The organism is Streptomyces sp. NPDC053673 (genome assembly GCF_055585225.1).
In genome coordinates this window covers 1-15,510 of record NZ_JBVJKN010000037.1, presented here as the reverse complement: position 1 = coordinate 15,510, position 15,510 = coordinate 1, and the positions used below count along the sequence as shown (strand labels likewise).

Annotated in this window: 16 protein-coding genes and 2 pseudogenes; 7 read left to right on the top strand and 11 right to left on the bottom strand. The window is 69.1% G+C overall.

What is annotated here, in order from left to right:
• Positions 1–34: 34 nt before the first annotated feature.
• Positions 35–175, bottom strand: coding sequence for a hypothetical protein (locus tag ACZ6ZQ_RS32970; RefSeq protein WP_469772186.1), 141 nt, complete (start codon positions 173–175; stop codon positions 35–37).
• 20 nt (positions 176–195) lie between these two features.
• On the opposite strand from ACZ6ZQ_RS32970, the gene ACZ6ZQ_RS32965 reads away from it, so the two are divergent.
• On the top strand, positions 196–1,290 hold the full coding sequence (locus ACZ6ZQ_RS32965) for a cytochrome P450 (protein WP_469772185.1): 1,095 nt from the start codon (positions 196–198) through the stop codon (positions 1,288–1,290).
• Entirely contained in the window at positions 1,287–1,538 is a 252-nt protein-coding gene (locus tag ACZ6ZQ_RS32960) for a hypothetical protein (RefSeq protein ID WP_469772184.1), read from the top strand. Before ACZ6ZQ_RS32965 ends, ACZ6ZQ_RS32960 begins: the two co-directional genes overlap by 4 nt.
• 142 nt (positions 1,539–1,680) lie before the next feature.
• On the opposite strand, the gene ACZ6ZQ_RS32955 is transcribed toward ACZ6ZQ_RS32960, so the two are convergent.
• From ACZ6ZQ_RS32955 to ACZ6ZQ_RS32930, 6 genes and pseudogenes are all read right to left on the bottom strand, one after another.
• Positions 1,681–2,886, bottom strand: a complete 1,206-nt coding sequence (locus tag ACZ6ZQ_RS32955; RefSeq protein WP_469772183.1) for an RNA polymerase sigma factor — start codon at positions 2,884–2,886, stop codon at positions 1,681–1,683.
• Complete coding sequence (locus tag ACZ6ZQ_RS32950; RefSeq protein WP_469772182.1) at positions 2,883–3,233, bottom strand: YciI family protein; 351 nt, start codon at positions 3,231–3,233, stop codon at positions 2,883–2,885. The genes ACZ6ZQ_RS32955 and ACZ6ZQ_RS32950 overlap by 4 nt, the downstream gene beginning before the upstream one ends.
• Positions 3,234–3,274: 41 nt before the next feature.
• Positions 3,275–3,757, bottom strand: a complete 483-nt coding sequence (locus ACZ6ZQ_RS32945; protein ID WP_469772181.1) for a VOC family protein — start codon at positions 3,755–3,757, stop codon at positions 3,275–3,277.
• Positions 3,758–4,375: 618 nt separating this feature from the next.
• Positions 4,376–4,753: pseudogene (locus ACZ6ZQ_RS32940) on the bottom strand (GntR family transcriptional regulator); the annotation flags it as partial.
• On the bottom strand, positions 4,746–5,540 hold the full coding sequence (locus ACZ6ZQ_RS32935; RefSeq protein ID WP_469772180.1) for a hypothetical protein: 795 nt from the start codon (positions 5,538–5,540) through the stop codon (positions 4,746–4,748). The gene ACZ6ZQ_RS32935 and the pseudogene ACZ6ZQ_RS32940, both read right to left, overlap by 8 nt.
• A gap of 90 nt (positions 5,541–5,630) precedes the next feature.
• Positions 5,631–6,257 (bottom strand): SUKH-4 family immunity protein, encoded by a 627-nt coding sequence (locus ACZ6ZQ_RS32930; RefSeq protein ID WP_469772179.1) that lies wholly within the window; start codon positions 6,255–6,257, stop codon positions 5,631–5,633.
• Between ACZ6ZQ_RS32930 and ACZ6ZQ_RS32925 the strand changes: the two genes are divergently transcribed.
• Positions 6,241–6,714 carry a DUF4158 domain-containing protein gene (locus tag ACZ6ZQ_RS32925; protein WP_469772236.1) on the top strand — a complete coding sequence of 158 codons (474 nt, stop codon included), beginning with the start codon at positions 6,241–6,243 and terminating at the stop codon, positions 6,712–6,714. The genes ACZ6ZQ_RS32930 and ACZ6ZQ_RS32925 overlap by 17 nt on opposite strands.
• Positions 6,715–6,852: 138 nt before the next feature.
• The gene (locus ACZ6ZQ_RS32920) at positions 6,853–9,705 is read left to right on the top strand and encodes an FG-GAP-like repeat-containing protein (RefSeq protein ID WP_469772178.1); all 2,853 of its coding nucleotides are present in this window, start codon (positions 6,853–6,855) and stop codon (positions 9,703–9,705) included.
• Between the two features lie 23 nt (positions 9,706–9,728).
• Here the strand turns inward: ACZ6ZQ_RS32920 and ACZ6ZQ_RS32915 are convergent, their stop codons facing one another.
• The gene (locus tag ACZ6ZQ_RS32915) at positions 9,729–9,920 is read right to left on the bottom strand and encodes a hypothetical protein (RefSeq protein ID WP_469772177.1); all 192 of its coding nucleotides are present in this window, start codon (positions 9,918–9,920) and stop codon (positions 9,729–9,731) included.
• Positions 9,921–10,009: 89 nt separating this feature from the next.
• On the opposite strand from ACZ6ZQ_RS32915, the pseudogene ACZ6ZQ_RS32910 reads away from it, so the two are divergent.
• Positions 10,010–10,516 (top strand): annotated as a pseudogene (locus ACZ6ZQ_RS32910) (oxidoreductase); the annotation flags it as partial.
• A 427-nt stretch (positions 10,517–10,943) separates the two neighbouring features.
• On the opposite strand, the gene ACZ6ZQ_RS32905 reads toward ACZ6ZQ_RS32910, so the two are convergent.
• Positions 10,944–11,522, bottom strand: coding sequence for a hypothetical protein (locus ACZ6ZQ_RS32905; protein WP_469772176.1), 579 nt, complete (start codon positions 11,520–11,522; stop codon positions 10,944–10,946).
• 136 nt (positions 11,523–11,658) lie between these two features.
• Between ACZ6ZQ_RS32905 and ACZ6ZQ_RS32900 the strand changes: the two genes are divergently transcribed.
• Positions 11,659–12,366: a hypothetical protein gene (locus ACZ6ZQ_RS32900; RefSeq protein WP_469772175.1), complete on the top strand. Its 708-nt coding sequence runs from the start codon at positions 11,659–11,661 to the stop codon at positions 12,364–12,366.
• A gap of 122 nt (positions 12,367–12,488) precedes the next feature.
• Here the strand turns inward: ACZ6ZQ_RS32900 and ACZ6ZQ_RS32895 are convergent, their stop codons facing one another.
• Positions 12,489–12,611, bottom strand: coding sequence for a hypothetical protein (locus ACZ6ZQ_RS32895; RefSeq protein ID WP_469772174.1), 123 nt, complete (start codon positions 12,609–12,611; stop codon positions 12,489–12,491).
• A 668-nt stretch (positions 12,612–13,279) separates the two neighbouring features.
• On the opposite strand from ACZ6ZQ_RS32895, the gene ACZ6ZQ_RS32890 reads away from it, so the two are divergent.
• The gene (locus ACZ6ZQ_RS32890; protein WP_469772173.1) at positions 13,280–13,825 is read left to right on the top strand and encodes a hypothetical protein; all 546 of its coding nucleotides are present in this window, start codon (positions 13,280–13,282) and stop codon (positions 13,823–13,825) included.
• 331 nt (positions 13,826–14,156) lie between these two features.
• On the opposite strand, the gene ACZ6ZQ_RS32885 is transcribed toward ACZ6ZQ_RS32890, so the two are convergent.
• Positions 14,157–15,293: a serpin family protein gene (locus ACZ6ZQ_RS32885; protein WP_469772172.1), complete on the bottom strand. Its 1,137-nt coding sequence runs from the start codon at positions 15,291–15,293 to the stop codon at positions 14,157–14,159.
• Positions 15,294–15,510: the final 217 nt, after the last annotated feature.

Here is a 15,510-nt window from a genome sequence, read left to right as displayed (position 1 = left end):
TCCCGACGGCCACAGCAGCGACCTGGACGCGCGCTCAGTCGGTGGACGTGAGGAACGGTGCCAGCAGTTTCAGCGCGTCCATTACCTGGTGCGCGCTGGGCGTACTCTGCGGATCGACGATCCACTGGAGCATCAGCCCCTCACACAGCGCGATGATCGATCCGGGACGCCGCACGCCTCGATCGACTGCGCTCCATGATCCCGGAGTTGGTCGAGGTCGGCGGCTCTGCCGCGCTGCTGATGACCCCACCGCGGATCAGCGCCTGGACCCAGAAGTCGCCGCTGCTGCGCCGGATGACGTTCCTGCCCGTCACCCGCTTCCTGCGAGCACGCGACGCCGTGGACACGATCCTGTACGAGGAGATCGCCCGCCGCCGCGCCGAGCCCATGCCCGGAGCGGCCGACGTGCTCTCCCGACTCCTCGAAGCACGCGACGAAGAAGACCGGCCGCTCAGCGACCAGGAACTGCGCGACGAGCTGATCACCCTGCTCGAAGCCGGTCACGAAACAACAGCGACAGGACTCGCCTGGGCCTTCGAGCGGCTGCTGCGCACACCCGACGTCCTGGCCGAACTGCGGGCCGAACTCGAAAGCGGCAAGGACGAGCGCTACCTGGACGCCGTGGTCAAGGAGGCGCTGCGCTCCCGGCCCGTGGTCTACGACGCTCCGCGTCTGCTGGACGAGCCGCTGAAACTCGGCCCCTACGAGATCCCGGCGGGCTGGTACACCGCACCGATGATCTCCCTGATCCACCGCGATCCGGTCGCCTTCCCGCAGCCGGACGAGTTCCGTCCCGAGCGTTTCCTGGGCGAGGACGCGGCCCGCGCCCAGAAGGCGTGGATGCCCTTCGGCGGCGGGCGCCGCTATTGCGTGGGAGCCCAACTCGCGCTGCTCGAAATGAAGGTCATCATCCGCGAGGTACTGACTCGGATCGACCTGACCGTGCCGGACCCGGCCCCGGAGAAGCCACGGATGCGGCACATCACCCTGGTACCAGCGCGCGGCACCACGGTGGTGGCCAACCGCACTACGGGCCCACGCGAGCCGAGGACGGTGACCGTGCGAGAAGAGATCGCCGCCACCCCGCATCAAGCGTGGGAAGCGGTCGCCGATGTGACGAGGATGGGCGAGTGGAGCCCGGAATGCACGGGCGGGAGCTGGCTCGGCGAACCGGCACGGCCGGTGGCAGGAGCACGGTTCGCAGGCGCCAACCGCAAGGGGCGTATCCGGTGGACCACCCATGCACCATCACAGAGGCCGAACCCGGCCGCGTACTCGGATGGGAAGTGAAGCTCGGCCTGCCCCTGGCCCGCTGGAGCTTCACCTTCACCCCGTCGCCGCACGGCACCCTGGTCGAACAGACCTGGTACGACCTGCGCGTCGGCCCTCTCGGCAGCCTCTCTGCCCGCCTGGGCGAAACCGCTCTGCGCACCGGAGCCCGCGCAGAGCACAACGAACGCACCATGCGCGCCACACTGACGGCACTCAAGCAGCACCTGGAATCCGTGCGGCCCGACCGGCCAGAACCTCACATGTGACTATCGTCAGCGACGCGCCGGACGCCCTGACCGGCGATCCCGAACGCCAGTCGGTCTGCGGCCCGGCAACCGGCAAAAGGACCGGCCGGACCGCGCTATCGACTCGGTCCGGCCCCCGCGACCATTGCGCTGACCAGCGCTCTCACGTCAAGCCTTGGGTCCAGGTGAGGCGTTCTCGAAGTACGGCCTGCTCGGCGGGGTTGGCGGTCAAATCGAGCGCGAGCCGGTCCGCGGCGCGAGCCTGGTCCGGCCGGCCCAGCGCGCGCAGGAGATCGGCGCGGGTGGCGTGGAACAGGTGGTAGCGGTCCAGCTCGGCGGCAAGGTCGTCCACTTCGGACAGGGCGGCCTGTGGCCCTGAGGTGTAGCGCAGGGCGATGGCCCGGTGGAGACGGGTTACGGGGGACGGTGCGAGGTGCAGGAGCATGTCGTAGAGGAGCACGATCTGCTCCCAGTCGGTGTCCTCCCACCGCGCGGCCTCGGCATGACAGGCGACGATCGCGGCCTGGAGCTGATACGGGCCGGGGCTTTTCCGCATGGCGGCACGGGTCAGCAGCCGAGTCGCCTCCGCGATCGCCTCCTGGTCCCACAGCGACCGGTCCTGATCTTGCAGGAGAACCAGCCCGCCCTCGGGGCTGAAGCGGGCGGCTGCCCGGGCGCGGTGCAGCCGGATCAACGCGAGCAGCCCCGCCACCTCGGGCTCGGTCGGCATGAGCCGATGAAGCAGCGCCGCCAGCCACTCGGCGTCGTCTGCGAGATCGCGTGACTGTGCCCGCTCGGCGGTGGACAGGTATCCCTCATTGAACAGCAGATAGATCACCGCGAGCACTTCGGCCAGGCGATCGCCCAGCTCGTCGTCGTCCGGTATCCGGTACGGAATCCCGGCATCGGTGATCTTCCGCTTCGCGCGGGTGATCCGCTGCGCCACGGTCGACTCACGCACCAGGAAGGCCCGTGCGATCTGGGCGGTGGTCAGCCCGCACACCACCCGCAGGGTCATCGCGATCTGCGCCGGCTGGGACAGTGCCGGGTGGCAGCACGTGAAGATCAGCCGCAGCCGTTCATCGGGGTCGGGCCGGGCCGGCCACTGCAGCAGCGCCAGCTTGGCCCTGTAATTGCTCTCGCGTCGCAGCATGTCCAGGCCCCGGCGCCGGGCGACCGTGAACAGCCACGCGTCCGGTCGCTCCGGGATCCCGTCCACCGGCCAGTGCTCCAGGGCGGCCAGGACCGCGTCCTGGACCAGGTCCTCCGCCGTGGCGAAGTCGCCGGTCACATGCACCAGCGACGCGGCCAGCCGGCCGGCGTGTTCCCGCACCACGCCGGCCAGCTGGTCACGCGCCACCTCGGTCACTGGACTGATTGCTCCACGGGGCGAATCTCGACGACCGGGCACCCCGGCCAGGTCGTGGCCATCCTCAGCGCCTCGTCGAGATCAGCAACCTCGATCTCAGCGTAGCCACTGATCACCTCCTTGCCCTCGATGAACGGCCCGTCGACGATCACCGGCTCCCCGCCTTCCAGCCGCACCGTCGTCGCCGTCTCCGGGGCCTGCAGCTTCCGACCACCGCGGATCTTGTCCGCGTGAGTGGCAAACCACTCGTTGACCCGCTCGTAGGCCCGCGCACGCTCGGCCGGTCCCATCGCCTGCAACTCGCCGGCGAACTCCTCGGTGTCCACGAACAACAGCACATACTTCACGCGCCACTCCTCCTGTCTTCTGTGTGTGCAGGTCGGCGCGGCTACGCCTGGTCCTGGCTCTGAAGTTCCGCCATCCGCCGCATCATCTGCGCCGGCTCCACGTCCTCGACGTGCGTCGCGACGGTCCACCCGTGCCCGAACGGGTCCACGATGTACCCGTCCCGGTCGCCGTAGAACTGGTCCTCAGGCTCCCGCTGAAGCGAAGCTCCGAGTTCCACGGCTCGCGCAACGACGGCATCGACATTCTCGACGTAGACGAACAGGAACGAGGGAGACCCGGCAAGGCCACCGGGCGGGGGCGCCTGGGTCCCCCGCTCCGGGGACGCATCCTCGATGATCACGACCGAGTCGCCGATTTCGATCTCGGCATGCGCGATGGTCCCACCGGGACCGGGAAAGCGCATGCGCTCGGTCGCACCGAACACTTCTGCATAGAACTCGAGAGCCTTCGCGGCACCCTGAACAGTGAGACAGGGCGTGACGCGGCGATACCTGTCCGGAATCGGTTCGGGCTTGATTGTCATGTGAACTCCTGGTGCGGTCGTGCTCCGTGCTGCCGGGAACTCCGGCAACACGCTGCTCGGCGGGCCGGGGCAGCCCTGCTGGCTGGCCCGCCACCAGTAAGACGATCGGCGGGCGGCCCGTTACGACACCTTCCGCCTGAGAGAACTGGCGCTGTGAGACAGCGAACATCCATGGTGTCCGCGGCCGACCACGTCACCGCCGGCGCCGACTGTTCGCCGACCGCGGCTACGACTACGACAAGTACCGTCGCCTCCTCCGGGTCTGTGCACTCGGGGACCGGGCAGCCTCCGATCGAACGATGGCTGGGTTCGATTCCCAAGCCGCTGCCGCTGCCCGGCCCCGCTGATCTTCGGGAGGCGTTTCTGTGGTCGGAGTTCCGGACGGTGACGACGACGGTCAGCGTGCACGGCAACACCTCCGCTGCGCCAGGACCATAGGAAGGGGACATTTCAGGGGCCGCGCCGTGGCGTAACTGTGACTCATCACCCACTGTGACCTGCGTTTGTTACTTACGCCTGCCGCTCAAGCCTGTTCCTCACGCCTGTGACTTGCGCCGACACCCCACCCGTCTTGGGCCCGCCCGCTCCGCTGTCGGCCGCGGCCGAAGAGGAGGCGGGGCCCGGTTCCAGGGCGTCGCGGAGGGCGGTCAGGATGTCCTCGGTGCCGGCGCCGAGCGATCGGGCGGCGGAGGCGAAGTCCCGGGCCAGAGTGGCGAGTTGGTCGGCATCGTGCGTGTGCGGCCCGGACGGGAGCGCCGCGACCCGGGTGCCCGCGCCACGGCGGGTGCGGATCAGCTCGGCGGCCTCCAGCTCGCGGTAGGCGCGAGCCACGGTGCCCGGCGCGAGACCGAGGTCGGCGGCGAGCTGGCGCACGGTCGGCAGGCGCTCGCCCTCGGCCAGCCGACCAATGCGGATCAGTGCGGCCAGCTGCGCGCGGATCTGCACGTACGGCGGTACCTGGCTGGTGGTGTCGACGCGGACGGCGGGGTCACTCATCGTCGAAAGTCCCATCGTCGGCTGCCTCGTCGTCGACCGCCCTGGGTGCCACCACGGTGACCAGGGACCATCCGAAGGTGAACAGGCTCAGCAGGCCCAGGGGGCAGATCAGCACGACGGTGGCGGCGCCCAGCGGGCCGACGCAGTCCGTCTCCGTGAGCGCGACGAGGATCATCAGAACGACGAGCAGCACCTGGCTCGACACCATCAGCCCCCAGGCTCCGGTAATCGCCCACGCGCGGTTTCGGCGCTGCTGGTCGTCGCCCGGGCCGTGGGCGATACGGCGCAGGGCCCAGACGCAGGCCGGGGTTCCGACCGCGAGGGCGGCGAACATCGGGCCGCTGTAGTACAGGCCCGGCCAGGGACCGAGGGAAGCGCGCATCCCTTCGCAGGTGACGGTCATGACACGCCCCGCTCCGCCTATCCGGTCGGGGCCGGAGGAGGCGGTGACCGCACCGATCACCAGCAGGGTGACGAGGGACGCCGCCTGCAGAAGAAGCAGGGGCGCCATACGGGGCGGCACTTGGTCTCGGACCAGGCGCGGGGCGAGACTCGCGGTGCGTACCGCTTCCTGGGGACGCAGGGTCAGGGCGTCGCCGAGCAGGACACCAACCACCGCGCACAGGCCGAAAGCGGTGATGGCGAACACCAGGGGCATCGTGATGTCGTCGCTCTCCATCGTGACCAACTGCTGTGCGGCCACGATGCCGATGGCCAGACCGGACCAGCGGGCGTAGTGGTCGGCGTGGTCGAGGAACCGGGACTGGAGCGGGACGGTGTCGAGCATATGGAGATCCCCCCAGATCATCTTGTATCAAGAACTGGGTACAAGATGCCCCGGTCGGGATCTTGTGTCAAACGCTCGACACAAGGCGATTCAAAGGGAGATGGCTTCTGGCACAAGGGAGTCTCCGGCGCAAGGCGCCGGCGCCCTCCGGTCCACGGGTGCCCCCCGGCAATGCGTCTCGCTCCGAGATGGTCGACAACCTCGGACAGGGTCCGCAGCCGCAAGTCGGGGCTGACGGTGCACCCTCGCTCGGCGAGCAGGGACCGGGCGCCGGCGCGAAGCACCGGTTGGTTTTCGTCGACCGACTGCCGGCCGCTCTCGTCCATCTTCGTCACGGGGCGCGCTTCCGCGGTCGGGAGGCAAGCCTGGCCTGGTGACGCGGGACTCTTCGTTCTCGAACGCTTCCGGGTCCGCTCGCCGGGCCTGCTCGACCACGCCCTGGGTGAAGTCGTCGTAGTCGTCGCCCGCATCGCTCCTACCGGAGTAGACGAATGCCTCCCACACGCGCAGGACGCGCTCCAGACGCTCCACCGAGGAATTGAGCAGCGCGTGCTCCCGATCCGTGCCGCCCTCATAGCCCCGGACCATCCAGACCTCGCCGCTGTCGATGAGCAGCCAATACGTGTTGACACCGTCCTCGAACGCCCCGAGGAACACAGCCCTGCCCGGCGGAAGTCCACGGACCGACAGCTCCCGGGCCGTGTCGCGCACGAACATGCGATGGCAATCGCTCGGCAGAAGGTGCCGGGGCGAGCTCGCGAAGTACGACCCGGCGGGAGCGAAGCGGGACCGGAAGCAGATCCGCGAGGCGCTGGGGTTCCGCCCGTCGACCCTTGCGGATGAGGAGCGGCTGACAGTGTGGCTGGCGGCGGACGTTGGGCCGGTCGAGCTGGTCGAGGACCGGCAACGGGAGGCACTGATGGTGCAGTGCCGGGACGACCGGATCGAGCCGCCCGGCCCGACGCGGGTTGAGAAGGTCCTGGTGGCGGCCCGCAACCGTTGGGAGCGGGCGTTCTGCGCCCGGGCCATCGAGCATCCGCGCGAGGCGTGTGTCGGCCGCCTGCTTGCTGGTGGCCGAGGGCAACGAGGAGGGCGCCGCGCTGCTGGCGTCGCTGAAGCGGGACGCTGGCGCGATGGGACTGGACTCGTTGCTGACGGAGATCACCCAAGCTGACGTCGGTGCGGAAGCCCACTTCCGAAAGAAGACCTGACGGACCCATCACCCCGCCCCGCCGTCGGCCCGGTCCGCATCACGGACCGGGCCGACGGCATTTCGTTGGACCGTTACATGACCTTGTCATAGCTTCCTCGCATGAATCTCTCCGCCGTCGTCCGGGCCCTGCTGCTGCCGCTGATCGCCGGCGCCGCACTGGTGGCCCCGGCACCCGCGACAGCAGCGCCCGTCATCACCGCGCAGCCACCCCAACTTCCCAGCCAGCCAACCCTGTTCACCTCGAACACGACCGTCAGCGGCCGGACCTACGCATGCTTCCGGGTCCCCTCGGTGGTCCGCACCGGCACCGGGGCGCTGATTGCCTTCGCCGAAGCCCGGATGGGCAGCGCGTGCGAGGACACCAAAGAGATGGACATCGTGAGCCGGGCGTCGACGGACGGCGGCGCCACCTGGAGCGCGCCGCAGATCATCGCCCGCAGTCTGTCGAGTGACCCCGCCAACCTGGGCGTGCCGGCCATCAACGCCCAGCCCACACCGATCGTCGACGCCACGTACAAGAACCCGGACACGGGTCAGGTCGAGGGCCAGGTGGTGCTGCTCTACAGCGTGCGGCTGCTCACCAACGGGGGCGTCACCGGCACGGACGGCCAGCCGAACCGTATCCAGACGTTCGCCATGTACAGCCATGACAACGGCCAGACCTGGGTCGGCCGGAAGGACATCACCAGCCAGGTGAACCCCAGGCTGGACGCGCAGCCCGCCACCGAGCAGCAGGGCGTCCGCTTCCTCCAGCCCGGCCCGGGACACGGCATCCAGTTGCGTCCGATCGCGGCCGACGACGAGGGCCGGCTGCTGGCGCCCGCGTATCAGAACGGCCGCCCGGCGACCGACGGAACGTGGGTGAACGACGGCCACCACGCCTCCGCCATCTACACCGACGACCACGGAGCCAGCTGGCACCGCGGCGACATCACCACCAACGCCACGCCCCTGTTCGCGGGCGAGGCCAGCATCGCGCAACTGGCCGACGGCAGCCTCTACATGACCTCCCGCAACAACCAGGCCAGCACCGACGCCGACGCCACCGCGGGCACCAACCGCAACAAGGCCATCAGCCTCAACCGCGGCCAGACCTGGGGCACGGTGACCCCGGCCAACCTGCCCGGTGCGCGGGTCTTCGCCCCGGTGCTGTCCCTCAACAGCGTCCCGCGTGGTGACAGCTTCAACCAGCTGGTGATCACCGAGCCCGTCTACCACGACTCCGCGAGTCCGAGGCTGCAGGGCACCCTCAAGCTCCGCTCCTCCTTCGACGACGGCGCCACCTGGCAGACGCCCGCCGAGGGCCTGACCATCGCCAAGGCGGGCGCTGGCTACTCCGACCTCACCCGCACCGCGTCGGGCGGTCTCGGAGTGATCTACGAGGCCGGGCCCGACCCGTGGCAGGACACCGACACCACGTACGACCACACCTCGGTCCGCTTCACCATCGTCTCCGCCGGCCAGACCGTTCTCACCGGACCGGTGACCGGCGCCCGTACCCCGGACACCGCCGGGGGCAACGCGGCCACCCTGCGCGGCCGTGCCCGGCTGACCGGCGGCAAGTTCGGCCGCGCGGTGACGCTGGCCCCGGACACCTCCGCCGGCTTTGTCGACGTCGCACCGAGCCCCGCGTACGCCCAGCTCAGCGGGGACTTCACGGCCGCCGCCGACTTCAAGTACAGCTCCACCACAGGGCTGCGGGGCATCCTCTGGGGCTTCGGCGTCGGCGGGGGGCTGCCGCAGCTGTGGATCCGGGCGGATCCCGCCAACAACCGGATCGCGGCCAACGCCACCACGGCTTCCGGCAGCATGACGCTGTACTCCACGTCGAGCTACAACGACAACGTCTGGCACCACGTGGCCCTGGAACGCGCGGGCCAGGAGCTGAGCCTGTGGATCGACGGCACCAAGGTCGCCACCGGCACCGCGCCGAGCGGCGCGGTCTCGCCGGCCCGCCCCCAGCCGCTCCAGGTCGGCAACCGGCTGGACGGCGCGCAGCCCTTCGCGGGGTCGATCGACAGCGTGGTGCTCTATGACCGGGCGCTGAGCGCCCAGGAGATCTCCGCCGCGGCGACCGCTGACACGTACTCCGGTACCGGCCTGCTGCTCCACCTGCCCTTCGAGACCGGCGAGGCCGACACCCGCTCCTGGGACGACACCGACGGCGACGGCCAGATGGACGTCTTCAACCGCACCAGCGACGGCAACATCTGGTACTTCGCGGGCTTCGGTGACGCCACCACCGGCGAACGGCACCTGGAGAACCGCACCCTGATCGGCGGCGCCTTCGGCTCGTCCTTCCACCCGGCCCGCGGCGACTTCAACAACGACGGCCTCGGCGACCTCATCGCCATCAACAACCAGGGCCAGCTGAACTTCTGGCTGGGACAGGGCGACGGCATCCTGTCCGCCCCCACAGTCCTGATGTCCGGCACCTCGTTCAGCACCGTCAAGGCGGTCTCCGGCGGCGACTTCAACGCCGACGGCCTCACCGACATCGTCGGCCTCGGCTTCGACGGCAGCCTGTGGTGGTGGCCCGGAAACGGCGACCGTACCTTCGGCGCCCGCCAGGACCTGTGGCCCGGCACGTCCTTCTCCGGCTACGCCGGCGTCCCCACCGGCGACTTCGACGACGACGGCAACACCGATGTCGCCGCCGTCGACTCCAGCGGCACCCTCCGGTGGTGGAAGGGCAACGGCAAGGGCGGCCTGTCCGCCGCGCAACAGCTGGCGTCCGGCACCTCCTTCGCCGCGTACAGCCGCTACTTCACCGGCGACGTGAACTCCGACGGCCACACCGACTTCGCGGCCGTTGACTCCTCCGGAGCCGCCCGCTGGTGGCCCGGCGACGGCGCCGGGCACGTCTCCGCCACCGCCAACACGCTCACGGTCCTCTCCCCCGTCGCCGGGACGACTCCCGCCCTCCTGAACGGAGGCGTCTACACCTTCTGACCTGCCTGTTCCCGCCACACGGCCTACTCCGGCCCTCCGGTCCGGCCCCACCCCCACCTCGGGGTGGGGCCGGGCTCACCGAAGTCCTCGCCGACCCGGCCCGCCGAGATGTCGCGGGCGATACGGGTGCCCCAGTCGACGTACTCCATGACGCGGCCGCGCAACAGCTCGTCGTCCGGCAGCTCCCTCCCCATGCCTCCGGCCATGAGCTCCATCCAGCGATCCCAGGTCAGGCGCCGCCTGGGTGGGGAGATCCACCGAGCAGGTGTGAGGTCACCCCGAGCAAGGGCTGGCCGGTTCTTTTCGGGGCCCTCCCGACGCGCCGGGCCTGCACTCCGCCGAGCAGGTCGCCGCCTGGCGGCAGGTGACCGACGCGGTTCACCGCGAAGCCGGGGTGATCTTCGCGCAGTTGATGCACACGGGCCGCATCGGCCACCCCAGCCTGCTGCCCGACGGCCTGGTCCCGGTTGCCCCCTCCGCCGTCGCCGCGACGGGTCAGGTGTACACCCACCAGGACCCGCAGAACTTCGTCACGCCGAGGGAGCTGGAGCACGACGAGATCGTGCGGACGATCGCCGACTTCGCCGAAGCGGCGCGCAACGCCATAGCCGCCGGCTTCGACGGGGTGGAACTCCACGGCGCGAACGGCTGCCTGATCCACCAGTTCATCGCCCCCAACGCCCATCAGCGCACGGATACCTGGGGAGGCGACGCCGCGGGCCGGGTGCGCTTCGCCGTCGAGGTCGCCGCGGCCGTCGCGGAAGTGATCGGCGGCCACCGGACCGGTATCCGTAGCGTGGGTGGCAAGCCGGGGCGGCCAAGTTGGTCGCGAGGGCGTCCAAACCATTCGTCACAAAACGATCTTGAACGTCTTCGTTCTCGTCTCCACAAGCACCCCTTGGAATTGATCACCAGGTCATGAGTGGGAGAACAACGCCGGCAGCAGCTTCCTCGATGCTTGCCGGTCAGTTGCTCCGTCGACTGGGAGAAGAACTGCGTCCCCCATTCGGCCTACACCGGTGGCCGGTGGTCACGAATCACGGTGTTCTAACAGCGCGACCCGCGATTGAGAGCGGATACGCGGCGGAGTGAGCCGCGCCTCAGGCAGACGGCCAGTCCGTGCAGGTCAACTTCGAGAAGTGGAGACAGCAATGGACTACAACAAGGGCGATCGGGTGCAGTACCAGGGGCAGGACAACCAGAAGCACACGGGCCAGATCCAGCGAGTCCAGGGCCAGTCACCCCAGGTGAAGTACACCGTCCGCGACGAGAAGACGAACAGGGAAGAGCAGGTCGAAGAGCGGCAGATCGACCGGCTGCTCTAGCAACATGACTTCGAGTCGCCCACCCGCGAGGGTGGGCGACTCGGTGGTGAGTGGCTTGCTGCTCGGCAGTATCCGCGGACCCTCGCCGCAGACGGAGGCGCGCACCCTTGGCGAGACAGCCGCGGCTGCACGGATGGTGGCGTGCATGAGCCGGTCGAGGTTGAGTTCCCCGCCACGCAGAAGCACCTGGCGGACGAGAGTCTTGGACACGAACCACAGCCGGGCAGCGGTCTCCCGGTCCAGGGCGCAGGGCGCCACACCCGCGATGGCACCGGCTCGTTCGGTGACCGGTGCGGCTTGCGCGCAGTCCTCGAAGTAGCGGCCGGTGACGCCGTCCACTGTCGGTGAGGCAGCCAGCAGCACCGAGGTCGCAGCGCCCTGCTCGACGGTCTTCTGAAGGGGCAGTGCGAGTCCGGTCGTCTCGATGAAGCCGGCCAGTTGCTCCGCGCCCATGTGCCGGGCCAGCGACGTGTCGGCGATGTTGCCCGGCATCAGCGCGTTGGCGGTGATGCCGTCGTCGGCCCATCGCTCGGCGGCCCCGACGGCGAACAGGATGTTGGCGGTCTTCGACTGGCCGTAGGAGGTCCAGGGGTCGTACGGGCGGAAGCGGTAGTCCAGGTCGTCGAAGATGACCTGGACCGTCCGAGGCAGCCACGAACGCCTCGACCGTCGACCGGTCGGCCAGGTCGAGCCGCTTCACGACGATCAGGCGGCCGTGGGCATCGCCCTCGACCACTGGTGGAGTCCCGACGGTGCCGTGAAGCGGGGTGGCGAGGAAGCGCGTGAACCGGAACGGGCACTCGTCCTTGATCGCATCCGGGAAGTGCTGCGGCAGCCTCCCTCACCGGCCGAGCTCAGCCGCATGTACGGGCCCGAGGCCAAGCATCTCACCGCACTGTCGGCGCTGGACGTCGTGGCAGCTGAAGAGCCGTCCCTGCTGGCCGAGGTCGTGGAGTCCGCCGCGAGTGATCACGTTCGCGAGCGGGCTCTCGATGCAGTGGAAGCGGTGTTCAAGGACGCGGAGGAGGCTGACCTGCGGCTCGTCGAGGCGCTTGGGAATGTCGCCTGCGACGAGAACGTGCCGTTGAATGACCGCGTCAGGGCGCTGGAACTGCTGGACGAGTCGCAGGGGACCAACTCCGTGGACGCGCTCGTACGGGCGACGCGCTGCCCCGAGGTAGAGGTTCAAGCCGCTGCGGCATGGGGGCTGATGTGGGAAGGGGTCATCGAGGACCATCGCGCCATGCTTGAGGAGCTGAGCGCGAACTGGCCCGTGGAGAACGCCCCCTGGGAGATCACGCGGGTGCGGGACATGCTGGACGCCGCCAACGAGTGAGGCGCGCAGCGCGTGTGTGCAGACAACGCATGACGCGGGAAGCTCGTGGTGAGGCTCGCCGCCTTGAGGGTACCCGTCGCGGGCGCCGGCGGGCTCGCCCGGCACCTCCAGAAGAACCCCCCTCAGAAGCGGTGCACCTGGGCGGAGTTGTCCACCCAATGCCAGTTCACCGGGTTGTGAAGCTTCTTCAGTGCGGTGCGCCCGGTCCCGTAGCCCTTCAGGGCGGCTTCCACCGCAGCCGCCAAGCCATCGAGGTTCTCCGGGACCGGCACGCGGAGCAGCAGGTGCTGCTTGCGGTGGGCGAGGAGGAGTTCGCCGGCGGGCGTGCATTCCAGCAGAGGGAAGTGCGTGAGGCTCGGTCAGCGACGGCGACGGGCGGTTGTCCCGCCCCACCGGCGCGTCCCTGAAGCGGACGTGGGGGTACAGGTCGGCGTCGGTCTGCCGGGCGGTGCGCGAGTCGAGGGTCGCGATGGCCCGCAGCGTGGCCTTGAAGCCAGGGGAGCACGCCCGGGCCCGCTGTTCGACTTCATGGAGGGCATGCCCGCAAGCACCATCGAGGATGAGTTCGAGCACGCCTTGAACGCCGACTGGGGCCAGAAGCCGAGATCTTCACCAGTCTTCCAGCTTGCAAACTCCAGCCGCAGGGCCCGACTGAATGAGGCTGAACGCCTCGGGGCCGTGAACGGCCTTCAACGGCCCTGCGGTCGGCATCGCTCCGGGCTCCAACACGATGGTTACGGGCTCACTGCCGCCGAAGGGATCACCTTACGGACCTGGCTGCAGAACACCCGCTGCCGCTTTCGGGCCGGAGCCTCGTTCCGGCCCGCAAGTACGGGCAGTTGTGAGGCTGTACGTACAGTTGTGTCCGGCGGGCTCTGTCGTAAGAGCCGTACGGAAGACAGGAAGAACCCGGATGACGGACATCACCACAGCCGAATGGTGGGAGTCGCTGCCGAGCGGCATCCGCGAACAGGTCGACGGCTACGTCCTCCAGGACGCCCGCTTTCAAGCGATCAGCATCGTTCTCCAAGCCGGCCGTGCCTGCGGTCTGGATCTCAACGGCGCCCAACTTGTTGTCCACGACCGTTACCTCCACCACGGCGACAGGATCGCCCGCACACCCGACAGCCCGCTCGACCTGGAGTCCCTGGCCGCTCGTGCTGCCGGCGTCCCCGGCCGCGTCCTGGCGATCGAGGCCGTCTGGGACGGCGACACCGTCCACGACTGGTTCGTGAACCTGCTCGCCGTCACCGCTGACCCCGCGGGCGAGCATCCGCTGGCCACCATCTACTGGGGCACGGCCGTGCGGCACCTCGGTGACGAGGACCTCGGCCGGCTCCACCCGTCAGCGGCCGCGGCCGACAGAGCCGGCAGAGCCCTCGCTGCCCAACTCTCCGTCCCCTTCCACTTCGCGAGCCCGGACGACCCGGACGACGAGTCGCCCCGCTGGCGGCCTTGAACGACGAGATTGGGCCGTTACCGGATCAGCGTGCTGACCAGGCAGGGAAACGCCTTGGGCCAGGGCGTACTGATGCCTGGCGGCGAGCGCCCTCAGGTCCGGTCACCGAACATGGTGCGCATGGTGTGGAAGGAGACGGATCCAACAACGGGAGCGTCGTTGTCGCGGGCGCCCGCGCCGTGCCTGACCAGGCATGAGCAGCTGCTTCGTTTGTCCTGTACGACTGTTCCGCCCCGTCGGGTGATCGCTGGCCTGCAGCTGTGGTGAGGATCGGTGAAGGTGCGGCCATCAAGTGCCCATGTCCGTACACAGGCTCGGGGCTGCTCTCCGGCTACCAGGAAAGTCTCTCCTCACGGTACGGCTGCGGGTCCGTGACCCAACCGGCGGCCAGGACGAGATTGGACAGTCGGTGCACGGCGAGGAAGCCGAAGGGGTGATGGAAAGCCGCGTACACCTCGGTGGTCACGTACTTCTCCTCAGGAAGCCGGGCGCTGCCTGCCGCCGCCTCCACTGCGGTCACCACCGCGGCTTTGAAGCCCTTGTCGGTGAAGGCCGCGGTCGCAGCCTGTTTGGCGGAGCCGATCGCCGTCGGCCGGTCGCTGATGCCGGGGAAGCGCCCTGCGGACCGGTCGGTCGCCGAGCGCAGTCCGAAGAGGTCGGCGTGGTCCGTCAGGTCGTGTTCGGCAAAGATGTCAAAGGCAACGGTGTTGACATGGAGCTTCGGCGGGGCGGGGCGGAAGTGGCGCACCTCGCACACGGTCACGCCAGGTCCAGCCGTTCCGTAAGGGAGTTGGTCTCCCGGCACGACCTGGTGCCGCCCGGCGAGGATGTTGACGCCCGCCCTCAGTACCTGGCCCGCGGACATGCCCGCCTCACCGAGGAGCAGATGCACGTCCATGCCGGCAGTGCCCACCACTCTGAGGTTGGTGATCTGCCCGGCAGGGGTGTCCGCCACGCCCACGCGGTCGAGCAGTGAGGTGGTGCGCTGCAGTCCGGCAAGTTCCCGATCTTCCCACGGGCCCGATCGGGGGCGGGCGAAGTCGGCAGTGAAGGGGCGTATCCACTCCGTCTCCAGGACGAGCGCGCTCGCCAGCACCAACTCGGTGTCCCTGCTCAGTGCGACCGGCAACTGATTGATCTGCCCGCCGGTCCGCTCGGCCGCCCATGCGTTGAGCGCCCTCTGATCAGACCTGAGCCACCCGGTCAGGTTTCGGTGGGCATGTGGCGGCAGCCCTGCGGCCCATTCATTGCGTACCTTCAGCTTCCGGCTGGTCCACAGGCCCAGCGCCGCGTCCACTCCGCGTACCCCGTCGAGTGCGACGAGGAACTGGCGTGCTGCGTGTGCAGCCCGCTCTGCGGGCAGTCCGACAACCTCTGCCAACTGGTCCCGCGTCGAGCCGCTCGCGCCGTCGGCAAGGAAGGCGAGCAGCGGCCACACGCCGGCGGCGGAGAGAACCGTGCCGCTCACTGCCGTCTCCGCCCACCGTGCCGTCAGTCCGTTGACCGCGTCGACCGTCCGGTGAACTGCCTGAATGTTCGGATTCGTTACTCGCACTCCGCCCCCATTCGAACCTTGCTTCGCAACAGACCCTAGATGAATGAGTCCGATGTTTTCAGTGGTCGTAGGCGATCAGAGATCGTTTGGTCTTGGCGTTGGTAGTCCAGTTGTGCCAGATGCCGGCTGC